The sequence below is a fragment of the Streptomyces tatrensis genome, from assembly GCF_049310065.1.
Classification (GTDB): Bacteria; Actinomycetota; Actinomycetes; order Streptomycetales; family Streptomycetaceae; genus Streptomyces.
This window is the reverse complement of sequence record NZ_JBMDLB010000011.1, coordinates 2,699,785-2,717,067: the sequence shown is the minus strand read 5'-3', so window position 1 is coordinate 2,717,067 and position 17,283 is coordinate 2,699,785. Positions and strand designations below refer to the sequence as shown.

At 71.0% G+C, this 17,283-nt stretch carries 15 protein-coding genes; 14 read left to right on the top strand and 1 reads right to left on the bottom strand.

Annotation, left to right across the window (positions count from 1 at the left end; genetic code table 11):
- From murG to ACODT5_RS27990, 8 genes are all read left to right on the top strand, one after another.
- Positions 1-1,095, top strand: a complete 1,095-nt coding sequence (gene murG / locus ACODT5_RS28025; protein WP_250743753.1) for an undecaprenyldiphospho-muramoylpentapeptide beta-N-acetylglucosaminyltransferase — start codon at positions 1-3, stop codon at positions 1,093-1,095.
- Positions 1,096-1,126: 31 nt separating this feature from the next.
- Positions 1,127-2,002, top strand: a complete 876-nt coding sequence (locus tag ACODT5_RS28020; protein ID WP_422521966.1) for a cell division protein FtsQ/DivIB — start codon at positions 1,127-1,129, stop codon at positions 2,000-2,002.
- Positions 2,003-2,282: 280 nt separating this feature from the next.
- Positions 2,283-3,482, top strand: coding sequence for a cell division protein FtsZ (gene ftsZ, locus ACODT5_RS28015; protein ID WP_385383890.1), 1,200 nt, complete (start codon positions 2,283-2,285; stop codon positions 3,480-3,482).
- A complete protein-coding gene (gene pgeF, locus ACODT5_RS28010; protein WP_422521965.1) occupies positions 3,479-4,225 on the top strand; it encodes a peptidoglycan editing factor PgeF in 747 nt (248 codons plus the stop codon). The genes ftsZ and pgeF overlap by 4 nt, the downstream gene beginning before the upstream one ends.
- Positions 4,226-4,228: 3 nt before the next feature.
- Positions 4,229-4,948 carry a YggS family pyridoxal phosphate-dependent enzyme gene (locus ACODT5_RS28005; RefSeq protein ID WP_422521964.1) on the top strand — a complete coding sequence of 240 codons (720 nt, stop codon included), beginning with the start codon at positions 4,229-4,231 and terminating at the stop codon, positions 4,946-4,948.
- Positions 4,949-5,099: 151 nt separating this feature from the next.
- Positions 5,100-5,711 (top strand): cell division protein SepF, encoded by a 612-nt coding sequence (locus ACODT5_RS28000; RefSeq protein WP_422521963.1) that lies wholly within the window; start codon positions 5,100-5,102, stop codon positions 5,709-5,711.
- Positions 5,712-5,771: 60 nt separating this feature from the next.
- Positions 5,772-6,068 carry a YggT family protein gene (locus tag ACODT5_RS27995; protein ID WP_112450285.1) on the top strand — a complete coding sequence of 99 codons (297 nt, stop codon included), beginning with the start codon at positions 5,772-5,774 and terminating at the stop codon, positions 6,066-6,068.
- Between the two features lie 82 nt (positions 6,069-6,150).
- Complete coding sequence (locus ACODT5_RS27990) at positions 6,151-7,389, top strand: DivIVA domain-containing protein (protein WP_422521962.1); 1,239 nt, start codon at positions 6,151-6,153, stop codon at positions 7,387-7,389.
- A 331-nt stretch (positions 7,390-7,720) separates the two neighbouring features.
- On the opposite strand, the gene ileS is transcribed toward ACODT5_RS27990, so the two are convergent.
- Positions 7,721-10,867, bottom strand: coding sequence for an isoleucine--tRNA ligase (ileS, locus tag ACODT5_RS27985; RefSeq protein ID WP_422521961.1), 3,147 nt, complete (start codon positions 10,865-10,867; stop codon positions 7,721-7,723).
- A gap of 629 nt (positions 10,868-11,496) precedes the next feature.
- Here ileS and ACODT5_RS27980 point away from each other — a divergent pair.
- The 6 genes from ACODT5_RS27980 to ACODT5_RS27955 all read left to right on the top strand — a co-directional run bounded on the left by ACODT5_RS27980 (position 11,497) and on the right by ACODT5_RS27955 (position 17,277).
- Positions 11,497-12,324, top strand: coding sequence for a TraR/DksA family transcriptional regulator (locus tag ACODT5_RS27980; protein WP_422521960.1), 828 nt, complete (start codon positions 11,497-11,499; stop codon positions 12,322-12,324).
- Between the two features lie 238 nt (positions 12,325-12,562).
- Positions 12,563-13,126, top strand: a complete 564-nt coding sequence (lspA, locus tag ACODT5_RS27975) for a signal peptidase II (RefSeq protein ID WP_422521959.1) — start codon at positions 12,563-12,565, stop codon at positions 13,124-13,126.
- 66 nt (positions 13,127-13,192) lie between these two features.
- Positions 13,193-14,134 carry an RluA family pseudouridine synthase gene (locus tag ACODT5_RS27970; protein WP_385371027.1) on the top strand — a complete coding sequence of 314 codons (942 nt, stop codon included), beginning with the start codon at positions 13,193-13,195 and terminating at the stop codon, positions 14,132-14,134.
- Positions 14,131-14,622, top strand: coding sequence for a GNAT family N-acetyltransferase (locus ACODT5_RS27965; protein WP_422521958.1), 492 nt, complete (start codon positions 14,131-14,133; stop codon positions 14,620-14,622). Before ACODT5_RS27970 ends, ACODT5_RS27965 begins: the two co-directional genes overlap by 4 nt.
- A gap of 204 nt (positions 14,623-14,826) precedes the next feature.
- The gene (locus ACODT5_RS27960) at positions 14,827-16,419 is read left to right on the top strand and encodes a Na+/H+ antiporter (RefSeq protein WP_422521957.1); all 1,593 of its coding nucleotides are present in this window, start codon (positions 14,827-14,829) and stop codon (positions 16,417-16,419) included.
- Positions 16,420-16,578: 159 nt separating this feature from the next.
- Positions 16,579-17,277, top strand: coding sequence for a DUF4328 domain-containing protein (locus tag ACODT5_RS27955; RefSeq protein WP_422521956.1), 699 nt, complete (start codon positions 16,579-16,581; stop codon positions 17,275-17,277).
- The last annotated feature ends 6 nt before the right edge of the window (positions 17,278-17,283 follow it).

Sequence of the window (17,283 nt, the reverse complement as noted above, 5' to 3'; positions counted from 1 at the left end):
GTGCATGTCGTACTCGCCGGTGGGGGGACCGCCGGCCACATCGAGCCGGCGCTGGCCCTCGCGGACGCCCTGCGCAGGCAGGACCCTTCCGTGGGCATCACCGCCCTCGGCACCGAACGCGGACTCGAAACCCGCCTGGTGCCCGAGCGCGGCTACGAGCTGGGACTGATCCCGGCCGTTCCGTTGCCCCGTAGGCCCACACCCGAGCTGATCACCGTCCCAGGACGGCTGCGCGGCACCATCAAGGCCGCGGAGGAGATCCTGATCCGCACCAAGGCCGACTGCGTCGTCGGCTTCGGCGGCTACGTGGCCCTGCCCGGCTACCTCGCGGCCAAGCGCCTCGGAGTGCCGATCATCGTCCACGAGGCCAACGCCCGGCCCGGACTGGCCAACAAGATCGGCTCCCGGTACGCGTTCGCCGTCGCGGTCTCCACCCCCGACAGCAAGCTGCGCGGCGCCCGCTACGTGGGCATCCCGCTGCGCCGCTCCATCTCCACCCTCGACCGGGCACTGGTCCGGCCGGAGGCGCGCGCCGCCTTCGGCCTGGACCCGAACCTGCCGACGCTGCTGGTCTCCGGCGGCTCGCAGGGCGCCCGCCGCCTCAACGAGGTGATCGAGCAGGTCGCACCGACCCTCCAGCGCTCCGGGGTCCAGATCCTGCACGCGGTCGGCCCGAAGAACGAACTGCCGCGTGTCGACAACATGCCCGGGATGCCGCCGTATGTGCCGGTACCGTACGTGGACCGGATGGATCTCGCGTACGCCGCCGCCGACATGATGCTCTGCCGCGCGGGCGCGATGACCGTCGCCGAACTGTCCGCCGTCGGGCTGCCCGCCGCCTACGTCCCGCTGCCGATCGGCAACGGCGAACAGCGGCTCAACGCCCAGCCGGTGGTCAAGGCCGGTGGCGGCCTGCTCGTGGACGACGCGGAACTGACGCCCCAGTGGGTGCTCAGCCAGGTCCTCCCGGTCCTCGCCGACCCGCACCGCCTGTACGAGATGTCCCGCGCCGCCGCCGAGTTCGGCCGGCGGGACGCCGACGAGCTGCTCGTCGGCATGGTGTACGAGGCGATTGCAGCCAACAGAGCCCGCTGACGCGGGAAGCACCGACGCAGGAGGCACAGGAGTGGCCGGAGCGAGCACCGCGCAGCGTGGCGGTCCGGGAGCCGCCGGGAAGGGCTCCGGCCCGCACGGGCGGCCGGGGGCCCCGAAGCCTCCCAAGTCGCCGAAGCCGCCCAAGGGATCCGGCCCCGGGGGACCCCGCGGGCCGCGTCCCGGCGGGCGGCTCCCGGGAGGGCTGCGCCGGGGACCCCTCGTGGTCGCCGGCCTGGCCCTCGCGCTGCTCCTGGCCGCCGGCTGCACGTGGGTCCTCTACGGGTCCTCCTGGCTCCGGGTCGAGAAGGTCACCGCCGCCGGCACCGAGGTCCTGACCCGGGAGCAGGTGCTGGCGGCGGCGGCCGTTCCCGTCGGGGCACCCCTGGTGTCCGTGGACACCGACGAGATCGAAGCCCGGATCCGCGGCCGCCTGCCGCGCATCGATTCGGTCGATGTGGTGCGGGCCTGGCCGCACGGAATCGGGTTGAAGGTGACGGAACGCAAGCCCGTTCTGCTCATCAAGAAGAACGCGCAGTTCGTGGAAGTGGACTCTTCCGGTGTGCGATTCGACACGGTCGGACAAGCGCCGAAGGGCGTTCCGCTCCTCGAACTGAGCGCCCGGCAGTCTCCGAGCGGCCGCCGGTTCGACGAGGAACGGCTGCTGCACGAGGCCGTCGGCATCGCAGGCGTCCTCCCGGAAGCGATCCGCAAGGAGACCGTGCAGGTCAAGGTCCGGTCCTACGACTCGGTGGTACTTGAGTTGACCGGCGGCCGGACGGTGGTCTGGGGGAGCGGCGAACAGGGCGCGGCGAAGGGCCGCGCGCTGACGGCACTCCTGAAGGCCTCGCCCAAGGCTGACCGATTCGACGTGAGCGTCCCCACCGCCCCGGCGGTGTCCGGTAGTTGACGTCCGGTCGAACAGCGTCGCACCCTGGTTGGCCACCGATACGGGTGATCACATAGGGTGAAAAGAAAAACGGGAGGTTCGGCGTGTTCGTTGAACACGCGCTACTTGTCGACTTAGTGTCCTGTTCGGAAGAGTCCAAGGAACAGACACACTCATAACCCTAAACTTCAGGGTTAGGGTTCGGGTCGGCGTGTACGGACCGTCCCAATTTCGGCATCAGTCGTCGCACCGCAGGCCCGCGAGGCGAACGACACGTAACTCGAGGCGAGAGGCCTTCGACGTGGCAGCACCGCAGAACTACCTCGCAGTCATCAAGGTCATCGGTGTCGGCGGCGGTGGTGTCAATGCCATCAACCGAATGATCGAGGTCGGTCTCAAGGGCGTCGAGTTCATCGCCATCAACACAGACGCCCAGGCGCTGTTGATGAGCGACGCCGACGTCAAGCTCGACGTCGGCCGCGAACTCACCCGGGGCCTTGGCGCAGGCGCCAACCCCGATGTCGGCCGCAAGGCCGCGGAGGACCACCGCGAGGAGATCGAGGAGGTCCTCAAGGGGGCCGACATGGTCTTCGTCACCGCCGGTGAAGGCGGCGGCACCGGAACGGGCGGCGCACCCGTCGTCGCCAACATCGCGCGCTCGCTGGGCGCCCTGACGATCGGTGTGGTCACCCGGCCGTTCACCTTCGAGGGCCGGCGCCGCGCGAACCAGGCCGAGGACGGCATCGCCCAGCTCCGCGAGCAGGTCGACACCCTCATCGTCATCCCCAACGACCGCCTGCTGTCCATCTCGGACCGCCAGGTCAGCGTGCTGGACGCCTTCAAGTCGGCGGACCAGGTCCTGCTGTCCGGCGTCCAGGGCATCACCGACCTGATCACCACCCCGGGTCTGATCAACCTCGACTTCGCGGACGTCAAGTCCGTGATGTCCGAGGCGGGCTCGGCCCTGATGGGCATCGGCTCGGCCCGCGGCGACGACCGCGCGGTGGCCGCTGCCGAGATGGCGATCTCCTCGCCGCTGCTCGAGGCGTCCATCGACGGCGCCCGCGGCGTGCTGCTCTCCATCTCCGGTGGCTCGGACCTCGGTCTCTTCGAGATCAACGAGGCCGCGCAGCTGGTGAGCGAGGCCGCGCACCCCGAGGCGAACATCATCTTCGGAGCCGTCATCGACGACGCGCTCGGCGACGAGGTACGGGTCACCGTCATCGCGGCCGGGTTCGACGGCGGACAGCCCCCGGCCCGCCGCGACAACGTCATCGGCGCGGCTTCCACCAAGCGCGAGGAGCCGGCCCCGGCTCCGGTCCGTGCCGCCGAGCCGGTCCGCCCGGCCTTCGGCGGACTGGGCTCGGTCACCCCGCGCGAGGAGCCGGTCCGCAGCGAGCCGGTCCCGGTCGCCGAGGCTCCGGCCCCGCAGGTCCCCACGGCCCGGCCGTACCAGGACAGCCCGGCCGAAGAACTGGACGTCCCGGACTTCTTGAAGTGACCCTGGAGCAGTACAGCGAGAGCGGCGCCCACTTCGCCTTCACCGACCGGTGGGGCGGGGTGAGCGCCGTTCCGTACGAGGAGCTCAATCTCGGCGGCGCGGTCGGAGACGACCCGGCCGCCGTTCGCGCGAACCGGGCCGCCGCGGCGAAGGCGCTGGGCATCGCGCCGGACCTGGTGGTCTGGATGAACCAGGTGCACGGCCGTGACGTGATGGTGGTCGACGGTCCGTGGGGCCCGGATCGGGCCGATGGGATCGGGCGCAGTCCGGCGGTGGACGCGGTGGTGACCGCCCGCCGGGGGCTCCCCCTCGCGGTCCTCACCGCCGACTGCACGCCCGTCCTGCTCGCCGACCCCGTCGCGGGCATCGCGGGGGCCGCCCACGCCGGGCGGCCCGGGCTGGTCGCCGGAGTCGTGGGCGCCGCCGTCGAGGCGATGGTCTCGCTCGGGGCCGACCCCGCGCGCATGGTGGCCCGTACCGGACCGGCGGTGTGCGGGCGCTGCTACGAGGTTCCCGCCGAGATGCGGGCGGCGGTCGCCGAGGTGGTGCCGGCCGCGTACGCCGAGACGAGCTGGGGGACACCGTCCGTCGACGTGGTCGCCGGGGTGCACGCGCAGCTCGTGGAGGCGGGGGTGGCCGACATCGGCCGGTCCCCGGTCTGCACACTGGAGTCGCGGGACCACTTCTCGTACCGCCGCGACCGGATGACCGGGCGGCTTGCCGGATATGTCTGGTTGGACTGAAGAATGACGGATCGTAAGTCCGAGCTCGCCGAGAACCTTGCGCGGGTGGAGGAGCGGATCGGCGCCGCCTGCGCGGCCGCCGGGCGCAAGAGGGAAGAGGTGACCCTCATCGTGGTCACCAAGACCTACCCGGCGAGCGACGTACGACTGCTGGCGGACCTGGGTGTCCGTCACGTGGCGGAAAACCGGGACCAGGATGCGGCCCCCAAGGCCGAGGCCTGCGCGGATCTGCCGCTCACCTGGCACTTCGTCGGCCAGTTGCAGACGAACAAAGTCCGTTCCGTGGCGGGATACGCGCACCTCGTGCAGTCCGTCGACCGTCCCAAGCTCGTCACGGCCCTCTCGGCGGCCGCGGAAGGCGCCGGACGGGAACTGGGCTGCCTGGTGCAGATCGCCCTCGACGCCGAGTCGGGCGAACGGGGGGCCCGCGGTGGCGCGGCGCCCGAGCAGCTGGCCGAGTTGGCGGACCTCGTGGCGGCGGCCCCGGGGCTGCGCATGGACGGCCTCATGACGGTCGCTCCGCTGGCCGGGCACTACGCGGGACGCGAACAAGCGGCCTTCGAGCGGCTGATGGAATTGTCATCCCGCCTGCGCGCGGACCATCCTGCTGCCACGATGGTGTCCGCCGGGATGAGCGCAGACCTTGAACAGGCCGTTGCGGCCGGTGCGACACATGTACGCGTCGGCACTGCGGTACTCGGCGCGAGACCCCGGCTCGGGTAACGTCGCGAAGAAAGTCGGACCACAGCAGAAAATATGGTCATTTCCGCTGATGAGCGGACAGGCCACGTGGATCGCGGGCAGTTGGTGACATTCGTGACACGGCGAGACACCTGCGACAGGGCGATCCACCACAGAGCGGAGGACTCAGAGAATGGCCGGCGCGATGCGCAAGATGGCGGTCTACCTCGGCCTCGTGGAGGACGACCGGTACGACAACCCGGGGTACGACCCCGACGACGAGTTCGAGCCCGAGCCGGAACCGGAACGGGAGCGTCGGCGACAGCAGCCCGTTTCGCACCAAACGCCCGTATCGGACGAACCGGTACGAGTTGCCCAGCCCCCGGCACCAAGAGAACCCCTCCCAATGCCGGTTGAAAACGGACGTCCTGCGCGAATCGCCCCCGTGGCGTCCATCACACCCGACCGCTCGAATCTGGAGAAGAACGCCCCCGTGATCATGCCCAAGGTCGTCTCCGAGCGGGAGCCGTACCGCATCACGACGCTGCACCCCCGGACCTACAACGAGGCCCGTACCATCGGGGAACACTTCCGTGAGGGCACTCCGGTGATCATGAATCTCACGGAGATGGACGACACGGACGCGAAGCGTCTGGTCGACTTCGCCGCAGGCCTCGTCTTCGGTTTGCACGGCAGCATTGAACGCGTGACACAGAAGGTGTTCCTGCTGTCTCCTGCTAACGTCGATGTCACGGCGGAGGACAAGGCCCGCATCGCGGAGGGCGGGTTCTTCAACCAAAGCTAGACCGATCCGTCAGATACGGGACCGGGTACAGGGCGGAAGCAGGGGAGAGGGAAGCGCGGGATGGGCGTAGCACTGCAAGTGGTTTACATCGCGCTGATGTGCTTCCTCATCGTGCTGATCTTCCGACTGGTCATGGACTACGTGTTCCAGTTCGCACGTTCATGGACACCCGGCAAGGCGATGGTGGTCGTTCTGGAGGCCACCTACACTGTCACCGATCCACCGCTCAAGCTCCTTCGGCGGCTCATCCCGCCGTTGCGTCTCGGGGGCGTGGCACTCGACCTGTCCTTCTTCGTTCTGATGATCATCGTTTACATCCTCATCAGTTTCGTGAGCACCGCTGCGAGAAGCGTGTGAACGATGAGCTTCCCCGCAGGCGCGGGGACAGTCCCGATACGGTCCTGCCGACTGCCGACGACTACGTAGAGGTGAAGAAGACATGCCGCTGACTCCCGAGGACGTGCGGAACAAGCAGTTCACGACCGTCCGCCTGCGAGAGGGCTATGACGAGGACGAGGTCGACGCCTTCCTCGACGAGGTCGAGTCCGAGCTGACGCGCCTGCTGCGCGAGAACGAGGACCTGCGCGCCAAGCTGGCGGCCGCCACGCGTGCCGCCGCGCAGAACCAGCAGCAGGGCATGCGCAAGCCCGAGCCCCAGGACCAGCGTGGCCCCGGCGCCCCCGTGCCCGCGGCCATATCCGGCCCCCCGCAGCAGCAGCCCCAGATGGGACAGCCGCAGCTTCCGGGTGGACCGCCCCAGCTTCCGGCCGGCCCCGGTGGGCACGGTCAGCAGGGCCCCGGCCCGATGGGCAACCCCATGCAGCAGCACACCATGGGTGGGCAGCAGCAGATGGGCCAGCAGGGCATGGGTCAGCAGGGCATGGGCCAGCAGGGTCCCGGCCCGATGGGCAACCCCATGCAGCAGCAGTCCATGGGTGGCCAGAACCCGCTCGGCCAGCAGATGGGCCAGCAGATGGGCCAGCAGATGCAGCCCATGGGGCAGCAGATGCAGCCGATGGGCCAGCAGATGCACCAGCAGCCGCAGCAGCTTCCGCAGCAGGGTCCCGGTGGCGACAGCGCCGCCCGCGTCCTGTCGCTCGCGCAGCAGACCGCCGACCAGGCGATCGCGGAGGCCCGCTCCGAGGCCAACAAGATCGTCGGCGAAGCCCGGTCGCGCGCCGAGGGCCTGGAGCGGGACGCCCGCGCCAAGGCCGACGCGCTGGAGCGGGACGCGCAGGAGAAGCACCGCGTCGCGATGGGCTCCCTGGAGTCCGCCCGCGCCACGCTGGAGCGCAAGGTCGAGGACCTGCGGGGCTTCGAGCGCGAGTACCGCACCCGTCTGAAGTCCTACCTGGAATCGCAGCTGCGCCAGCTGGAGACCCAGGCCGACGACTCGCTGGCTCCGCCGCGGAACCCCGCCGGTCCCGCGCTGCCGCCGTCGCCGACCCCGTCGATGGCTCCGGCCGGTGCGATGCACTCCATGGGCGGTCCGTCCATGGGTGGCCCGTCGCCGATGGGCGGTCCGTCCCCGATGGCCCCCTCCTACGGTGGCGGCCAGCAGCAGATGTCCCCGGCGATGACGCAGCCGATGGCTCCGGTGCGGCCGGCTGGTCCGCAGCCGATGCAGCAGGCGCCGTCTCCCATGCGGGGCTTCCTGATCGACGAGGACGACAACTAAGCGGTAGCCGTCGGCAGACGGTTCGGGCCGGGCCCGGTTCCCCTTCGGGGGCACCGGGCCCGGCCCGTTTCCGTACCCGGGCCCGGGTGGGCGGGTGCGGGTGCCGCTGCGCGGGGCGAGGTCCCCTACCCGCCCTTCGCCCGTTCCCTGGGGCTCCGCCCCAGACCCCGCGCCTCACACGCCGGCGGGGCTGGATTTGGCCGGCGTCGGCCTGCACGTGATCGCCGCGGGCCCGGGCGGAGCCCGGGGAACGGTGGAAGGGCGGGTAGGGGACAGGAAACAGCTGTGGCCCGGCCCCCTCAGGAGGGGGCCGGGCCACAGGCAGAGGGGGCTACGCCTTGCGGAGGCGGAAGGTCAGGCCCAGGGGCTCGTCCTCGAAGGGGTCGCCGTACGTGGCGTCCGCCTCGCCGGAAGCGTAGTCCGTGGCCAGGACCTCGTCCGCGATCAGCGCAGCGTGGTCCGTCAGGGCCGTCACCAGCTCCGGGTCCGACGTGGACCAGCGCAGGGCGATGCGGTCCGCGACGTCGAGGCCGGAGTTCTTCCGGGCCTCCTGGATCAGCCGGATCGCGTCACGCGCCAGGCCTGCCAGACGGAGCTCCGGGGTGATCTCCAGGTCCAGGGCGACCGTCGCGCCGGAGTCGGACGCCACCGACCAGCCCTCGCGCGGGGTCTCCGTGATGATGACCTCCTCCGGGGTGAGGGTGACGGGCGAGCCGTCCACCTCGATCTCGGCGGAGCCGGACCGCAGGGCCAGGGACAGCGCCGCCGCGTCGGCCGCGGCCACCGCCTTCGCCACGTCCTGCACGCCCTTGCCGAAGCGCTTGCCGAGCGCGCGGAAGTTCGCCTTGGCCGTGGTGTCGACCAGGGAGCCGCCGACCTCCGAGAGGGAGGCCAGCGAGGAGACGTTCAGCTCCTCCGTGATCTGGGAGTGAAGCTCGGGGGAGAGGGTCTCGAAGCCCGATACGGCGACCAGCGCGCGGGACAGCGGCTGACGGGTCTTCACGCCCGACTCGGCCCGCGTCGCGCGGCCCAGCTCCACGAGGCGGCGTACCAGCTGCATCTGCCGGGACAGCTCCGGGTCGATCGCCGAGGCGTCCGGGACCGGCCACGTGGTCAGGTGCACCGACTCCGGGGCGTCCGGGGTGACCGGGACGACCATGTCCTGCCAGACCCGCTCCGTGATGAAGGGAGTGAGGGGGGCGAGGAGGCGGGTGACCGTCTCCACGACCTCGTGCAGCGTGCGCAGCGCGGCCGCGTCGCCCTGCCAGAAGCGGCGCCGCGAGCGGCGGACGTACCAGTTGGAGAGGTCGTCCACGAAGGACGAGAGGAGCTTGCCGGCGCGCTGGGTGTCGTAGGACTCCATCGCCTCCGTGACCTCGGTGGTGAGGGTGTGGAGCTCCGAGAGCAGCCAGCGGTCGAGGACCGTGCGGTCCGCCGGCGCCGGGTCGGAGGCCGACGGGGCCCAGTTCGAGGTGCGGGCGTACAGGGCCTGGAAGGCGACCGTGTTCCAGTAGGTGAGGAGCGTCTTGCGGACGACCTCCTGGATCGTGCCGTGGCCGACGCGGCGCGCCGCCCACGGGGAGCCGCCGGCCGCCATGAACCAGCGCACGGCGTCCGCACCGTGAGTGTCCATCAGCTGGATCGGCTCGAGGGTGTTGCCCAGGTGCTTGGACATCTTGCGGCCGTCCTCGGCGAGGATGTGGCCTAGGCAGACCACGTTCTCGTAGGAGGACTTGTCGAAGACGAGGGTGCCGACCGCCATCAGGGTGTAGAACCACCCGCGGGTCTGGTCGATGGCCTCCGAGATGAACTGCGCCGGGTAGCGCTTCTCGAAGATCTCCTTGTTCTTGTGCGGGTAGCCCCACTGCGCGAACGGCATCGAACCCGAGTCGTACCAGGCGTCGATGACCTCCGGCACGCGCACCGAGGTGAGCTCGCAGCCCTCGGCCGTGCAGGGGAAGGTGACCTCGTCGATGTACGGGCGGTGCGGGTCCAGGTTCGACTGGTCCGTGCCCGTCAGGTCGCTCAGCTCCGCGAGGGAGCCGACGCAGGTGAGGTGGTTCTCCTCGCAGCGCCAGATGGGCAGCGGGGTGCCCCAGTAGCGGTTGCGGGACAGCGCCCAGTCGATGTTGTTGTTCAGCCAGTCGCCGAAGCGGCCCTGCTTGACGGAGTCCGGGAACCAGTTGGTCTTCTCGTTCTCCCGCAGCATCGCGTCCTTGACGGCGGTGGTGCGGACGTACCAGGACGGCTGCGCGTAGTAGAGCAGGGCGGTGTGGCAGCGCCAGCAGTGCGGGTAGCTGTGCTCGTAGGCGATGTGCTTGAAGAGCAGGCCGCGCGCGTCGAGGTCGGCGGTCAGCTTCTCGTCGGCCTTCTTGAAGAAGACCCCGCCGACCAGCGGGACCTCCTCCTCGAAGGTGCCGTCGGGGCGGACCGGGTTCACGACGGGCAGGCCGTACGCGCGGCAGACCGCGAGGTCGTCGGCGCCGAAGGCGGGGGACTGGTGGACCAGACCGGTGCCGTCCTCGGTCGTGACGTACTCGGCGTTCACGATGTAGTGGGCGGGGGCGGGGAACTCGACCAGGTCGAAGGGGCGCTGGTAGGTCCAGCGCTCCATCTCCTTGCCCGTGAAGGACTCGCCGGTGGCCTCCCAGCCCTCGCCGAGGGACTTCTCCAGCAGCGGCTGGGCGACGACCAGCTTCTCTTCGCCGTTCGTCGCCACGACGTAGGTGACGTCCGGGTGCGCGGCCACCGCGGTGTTGGAGACCAGGGTCCAGGGGGTGGTCGTCCAGACGACCAGCGCCGCCTCGCCCGCGAGGGGGCCGGAGGTCAGCGGGAAGCGGACGTAGACCGAGGGGTCGACGACCGTCTCGTAGCCCTGGGCCAGCTCGTGGTCCGAGAGGCCGGTGCCGCAGCGGGGACACCAGGGGGCGACGCGGTGGTCCTGGGTGAGCAGGCCCTTGTTGAAGATCTCCTTCAGCGACCACCACACGGACTCGACGTACTCGGGGTCCATGGTGCGGTAGGCGTCGTCCAGGTCGACCCAGTAGCCCATGCGGTTCGTGAGGTCGGTGAAGGCGTCGGTGTGGCGGGTCACCGACTCGCGGCACTTGGCGTTGAACTCGGCGATGCCGTACGCCTCGATGTCCTTCTTGCCGTTGAAGCCCAGTTCCTTCTCGACGGCGAGCTCGACGGGCAGGCCGTGGCAGTCCCAGCCGGCCTTGCGGGCCACGTGGTAGCCGCGCATGGTGCGGAAGCGGGGGAAGACGTCCTTGAAGACGCGGGCCTCGATGTGGTGCGCGCCGGGCATGCCGTTCGCGGTGGGCGGGCCCTCGTAGAAGACCCACTCGGGGCGTCCCTCGGACTGCTCCAGGGTCTTGGCGAAGGTCTTGCTCTCGCGCCAGAAGTCGAGGACCGCGTGCTCGAGGGCAGGCAGGTCGACCTGGGCGGGTACCGGGCGGTACTGCGGCGGTGTGGTCATGAGGCTGAACTCTTCCTCCGGCGGGGTGTCACTTCCGTCCGGAGGGACGAGAGCCATGCCCTGAAGATCAGGGACTGCTCCCGCGGTACCACCCTCCTTGGCCTGCGGACCTGTGGTCCGCGGGCCCCCTCATTGGGGTGCGAAGCCGGTTCTACTCGCCCTACGGGAGTCCCGTGGGGCTTTCTTCCGGCGGCTCCGGGGTGATCCTTCGCATCGCGCTCGCCCCCGGGCTCTCACCGTCCCCGGGTCGCTCCTGGCTGCGTCCGACGCTACTCGTCCCCATCCATGCTTCTCGCTGGGCCCAGTGTACGGGCCGGGGGGCGGGTCGGCAGACCGGTTTACGGGGCGTGGCGCGGGGGTCCGGGCGGGGCTCGGACCGGGGTTCGGACCCGGGCTCGGGCCGGCGCTCGGACCGGGCTCGGGCCGGGCTCGGATTGACCCGAATGGGCCGACGGGCCGCTCCGGGGTGCGGTGGGGCGGGTGGGGCGGATTACCGGGCTCCCCGCTGGGCACAACGGATGCAGGTTGACCTCGATGGACGCGTGCCCCGTTGCCGCGGGGCCGGAGTCGATTTATCGTTCCGGCACGATTCGCGAGCAATGATCACAGTATGTGAAGGGGCCGCGGCCATGGTGGCGAAGAAGACCGCCGGGAGTACTGCCAAGAAGGCTGTCGGGAAGGCTGCGGAGAAGCCGGCGCAGGAGTCGGTGACGGAGGTGGCGGCCCCGGATCCGGAGGCCGGATCGGTGGAAGGCGCCGCCGCCGGCAAGAAGGCGGCGGCCACGAAGAAGGCGGCCACGAAGAAGGCGGCAGCCGGGGAGGCGCCCGCCGAGGAGACGGCCGCCGTCGAGAAGGCTGCGGTCAAGAAGGCTGCGGTCAAGAAGACCGCCGCGAAGAAGGCCACGGCCAAGACGGCCGGGGCCGAGGGGGCGGCGCAGGCCGCGCACGAGACGGGAGCCCGGAAAGTGGTTGCCAAGAAGAGCACCGGCACGGCCAGGAAGACGGCCACGGCCGCGACCAGCGGGCTGCCCAAGGCGCGGGGCACGGCGGGCCTGGCGCCCGGCGAGCTCGCCGTACGGCCCGGCGAGGACCCCTGGACCCCGGCGGAGGTCGCCGAGGCGCGGGCCGAGCTGGAGAGCGAGGTGCTGCGGCTGCGCGCCGAGCTCCAGGCCTCCGACGCGGCCATTTCCGGGCTGATGCGGGATTCCGGCGACGGCGCGGGCGACGACCAGGCCGACACCGGGACCAAGAACATCACCCGGGAGTCCGAGCTGGCCCTCGCCGCGAACGCCAACTCGATGCTGGAGCAGACCGAGCGCGCGCTGGAACGGCTGGAGGCGGGCACGTACGGCCTCTGCGAGAACTGCGGCCAGCCCATCGGCAAGGCGCGGATGCAGGCCTTCCCGCGGGCCACGCTGTGCGTGGACTGCAAGCAGAAGCAGGAGCGGCGGCACTGAGCGGGGGCTGAGCCGGGGCCTGGCGGGCCCCCGAGGGCGTCGGAGGGCCCCTGAGGGCGCCTGGTAGGCGCCGGAGGGCCCCGGGCCGGCGCCGGCGGGCTCCGTTCGAGGTCCGGCCGGGGCGGCGGCCGGAGGGTGCCCTGACGTACTCTCGTGTCCGTCAGGGTCCAGGAACCTGGCGGGTCGGCCGGCGCGGTGCCGTCCAACAACCTGGTTCGAGCTAGTTCGAGGGACTCACGTGGCAGAGGCGGAGCGCATCATCGGTACGCCGGAGGTCGGGGAAGACGGCGCCCAGCCCGAACCCGCGGCGCCCAAGGGGCAGCGGCGGATCGTCGCGCTGCTCGTCGTGGCGCTGATCGCCTACCTCGTCGATCTGGGCAGCAAGATGCTGGTCGTCGCGAAGCTGGAGCACCAGCCGTCGATCCAGGTCATCGGAGACCTGCTGAAGTTCGACGCGATCCGCAACCCGGGCGCCGCCTTCGGCTTCGGCGAGGCCTTCACGATCATCTTCACCTGCATCGCCGCCACCGTCATCGTGGTGATCGTGCGGCTCGCGCGGAAGCTGTACAGCCTCCCCTGGGCGATCGCGCTGGGCCTGCTGCTGGGCGGGGCGCTGGGCAACCTGACCGACCGCATCTTCCGCTCGCCGGGCGTCTTCCGCGGGGCGGTCGTCGACTTCATCGCACCCGCCCACTTCGCCGTCTTCAACCTCGCGGACTCGGCGATCGTGTGCGGCGGGATCCTGATCGTCCTGCTGTCCTTCAAGGGCCTGGACCCGGACGGCACCGTCCACAAGGACTGAGCCGGCAAAGGGGTCCGAGGGCTGATCGCGGGAATGGTCTTCTGTCGAGTCCTGCATACTCGACAGGTGAGTACGATTCCCGAGATCCGCACCCTGCCCGTACCCGATGGCCTCGAGGGCGAGCGCGTCGACGCCGCTATCGCCCGTATGTTCGGTTTTTCCCGGACGAAGGCGGCCGAACTCGCGGCCGCGGGAAAGGTGCTGGTCGACGGCAGTGTCGTCGGGAAGTCCGAGCGTGTGCACGGTGGCGCCTGGCTCGAAGTCGAGATGCCCGAGCCGCCCCGGAAGGTCGAGCTCGTGGCCGAGCCCGTCCCCGGCATGGAGATCGTCCATGACGACGACGACATCGTCGTCATCATGAAGCCGGTCGGCGTCGCCGCCCACCCCAGCCCCGGCTGGACCGGAACCACCGTGATCGGCGGCCTCGCCGCCGCCGGCTACCGCATCTCCACCTCCGGCGCCTCCGAGCGCCAGGGCATCGTGCACCGGCTCGACGTCGGCACGTCCGGCCTGATGGCCGTCGCGAAGTCGGAGCGCGCGTACACCTCGCTGAAGAACCAGTTCCGCGAGCGGGTCGTCGACAAGCGCTACCACGCGCTGGTGCAGGGCCACCCGGACCCGATGAGCGGCACGATCGACGCGCCGATCGGCCGGCACCCCAGCGCCGACTACAAGTGGGCCGTGACCCAGGAGGGCAAGCCCTCCGTCACGCACTACGACCTGATCGAGGCCTTCCGCGCCGCCTCGCTGCTGGACATCAAGCTGGAGACCGGGCGCACGCACCAGATCCGCGTGCACATGGCCGCCCACAAGCACCCCTGCGTCGGCGACCTGACCTACGGCGCCGACCCGACCGTCGCGAAGCGCCTCGGGCTCACCCGGCAGTGGCTGCACGCGGTGCGGCTCGGGTTCGAGCACCCGTCGGACGGGCAGTGGGTCGAGTTCGCGAGCACGTACCCGGCGGACCTGCAGAACGCGCTGGACGTGATCCGCAAGGAGAGCGAGTGACCGCCGTCGGTGGCGGTGGCGTCGGCGGCGGTGTCGCCGTGCGGGTCGCCGCCACCGAGGCGGATCTGAAGGCCTGCTTCGCGGTGCGGACCGAGGTCTTCGTGGTCGAGCAGTCGGTGCCCGAGTCGATCGAGTACGACGCGTACGACGAGATCGCGGTGCACGTGCTGGCCGAGGGGCCGGACGGGGTGCCGCTGGGCACCGGCCGGCTGCTGTACGGGCCGCGGGCCCTGGGCAAGACGGGCTCCCCGGAGGTCGGCTCGCTCGGGCGGCTGGCCGTCTCCAAGTCCGCGCGCGGGCTTGGGGTGGGGGTCCTGTTGGTCCGGGCCATCGAGGCCCAGGCGGGCCGGCTGGGGCTGTCGTACGTCGACCTCGGGGCGCAGACGCATGCGCTGGGGTTCTACGAGCGGCTCGGTTACGTGGCCTACGGGCCGGAGTTCGAGGACGCGGGGATTCCGCACCGGGCGATGCGGCGCGCTCTGCCGTAGCCCGGCCGGGGGTGTGGGGCCCTGCGGAGCCGTCCCCTACCCGCCCTTCCACCGTTCCCCGGGGCTCCGCCCCGGACCCCCTGGGGCTGCGCCCCAGACCCCGCGCCTCAAACGCCGGCGAGGCTGGATTTCGCTGGATCCGGCAGAGCCCGACACGCGCCCCGGTCCGCGTCGGCAAGCGCGGCGGGCTGGCAGTGTGTGGGAGTGGATCAGCTCCTGCTGTTGTTCGTGCTGTTGCTCGGGGCCGTGGTGACGGTGCCGCTCGGGGACCGGTTGGGGTTGCCCTCGCCGGTGTTGATGACGCTCGGCGGGGTGGTGCTCGCCCTGGTGCCCGTGGTGCCCAATGTCGACATCCCGCCCGAGTACATCCTGCCGCTGGTGCTGCCCCCGCTGCTCTACGCCTCCGTGCAGCGGACCTCCTGGCGGCAGTTCGCCGCCAATGTGCGGCCCATCCTGCTGCTGGCCGTCGCCCTCGTCTTCGTCACCACCGCGGCCGTCGCCTTCACCGCGCACGCCCTGGTTCCGGGGCTCTCGATCGCCGCGGCCGTCGCGCTCGGCGCGCTCGTCGCCCCGCCCGACCCCGTCGCCGCCACCGCCGTGGCCGGATCGCTCGGGCTGCCCCGGCGCATGGTGTCGATCCTGGAGGGCGAGGGGCTCTTCAACGACGTCACCGCCATCGTGCTCTACCACGTGGCCATCGCCGCCGCCGTCAGCGGCACCTTCTCGTGGCCGGAGGCGCTGGGCGAGTTCGTGCTGTCGGCCGTCGTGGCCGTCGCGGTGGGGCTCGGGCTCGGCTGGGCCGCCAACCGGCTCATGGGGCGGCTCGGCGATGCCACGCTCCAGATCGGGCTGACGCTGCTCGTGCCGTTCGTGGCGTACGTGCTGGCAGAGGAGTTCCGGGGCTCCGGGGTGCTGGCCGTGCTGACCACGGCGCTGTTCCTCGCCGAGTACGCGACCGACGCCGACGACGTGCTGGGCCGGCTCGCCGGGCACACGTTCTGGGAGGTCGTCGACATGCTGGTCACCGGTGTCGCCTTCGGGCTGATCGGGCTGGAGCTGCACCACGTGTTCGGGGCGGCCAGCGGCCGGGCCTGGGAGATGGCCGGGTGGGCGGCGGTCGTGGTCGCGGTGGTGGTCGGGGTACGGCTGGTGTGGCTGTTGCCGGCCGGCTGGCTCGCGAAACGGCTCCACTCGCGGCGCGACTACGACGAGGAGATCCCGCTGAGCTGGCGGGAGTCCGTGGTCATGTGGTGGGCGGGCATGCGGGGCGTGGCCTCCGTTGCGCTGGCACTCGCCATTCCCTTCGAGACGGACGCGGGGGAGCCCTTCCCGGCCCGGCAGGAGATCGTCTTCATCGCCTTCGCCGTGATCATGACCACCCTCGTGCTCCAGGGGCTGACCCTGCCGTGGCTGGTCCGCCGGCTCGGCGTGGAGGCCGACTCGGACGCGGAGGCGGAGGTCGCCCGCGCGCTGGCGATCCGCGCCGCCAAGGCGGCGAAGCGGCGGCTGAAGGAGATCGAGGAGGTGGAGGACCTGCCCGAGGACCTGGTGGAGATCCTCTACCGCAGGGCGTACGACGTCGGCGCCAGGATCAGCCCCGACATGGTCGACGAGGAGCGGCGCGAGGCGTACGCGAAGCGGGTGGAGCGGATCCGCGACGTGCAGCGCATCCAGCGGGAGATGATGTCCGCCGCCCGGCACGAGGTGCTGGCCGCGCGCAGCGAGCCGGGCGCCGATCCGGAGATCGTCGACCGGGTGCTGCGGCATCTGGACGTCCGCAGTCTGCGCAGTCCGTAGCCCGGGGAGGGCGGTGGGCGGCGCCGGCGTTCACTGGTTCGCCCGCGCAACCGAGTGATGTAGACGGTGGGCATGGGCATGGCATATCTTCGGTCGGCTCGGGGCGCCCGTCCGGTGGCCCGTTTCCGCGCCGTACGTTCCCGTGGGGGGTCCTTCGTCATGTCCCAGTTGTCCGCGACACCCTTGCCGCAGCCTGTCGGGGAGCTCCGTTCCCCGCAGAGCCTGGCGACGGCGCTGACCGTGCTGCTGTCCCTCGCAGCCGCGCTCGCTCTCTTCTCCGGGACGGTCGACTACCACGCCCGTCAGCTGATGACGGAGGTGATCGCCGATCCCGCGAGCCTGGAGCGGGGCGACCTCGACCTGGTCGACTCTCTCCAGGGCCTGATCATTTCCGGGCAGAAGCTCCTCGGCCTGGCCCTGCTGGTGGTCTTCCTCATCTGGTTCCACCGGGTCCGCCTCAACGGCCAAGTGTTCCGCCCCGACGGCTTCAGCCAGTCCGCCGGCTGGGCCATCGGCGGATGGTTCGTCCCGATCGCGAATTTCGTGGTCCCGTACCGGGTGGCGCGGGAGACCTGGGAAGCCAGCGCCCAGAACGCACCCGACGGCTCCTTCCGCCCGGCCTCGGGCGCCCCGGTGACCGCCTGGTGGGTGGTGTTCGCCTTCAGCTGGGTTCTCAAGTTCTTCGTCGCGTTCCGGCACCCGGCCGGGACGGACGAGGAGTTGCTCGATGCCTTCGCCCTCCGCGCGGTCTCGGATCTGACCACTGCCGCGGCCGCCGTCATGGCCATCCTCTTCGTGCGCAAGCTGACCGCGCTGCAGGGGGTCAGGGCCGTCCAGGGGTCGAACGCCGCCGCCTGACCCCGG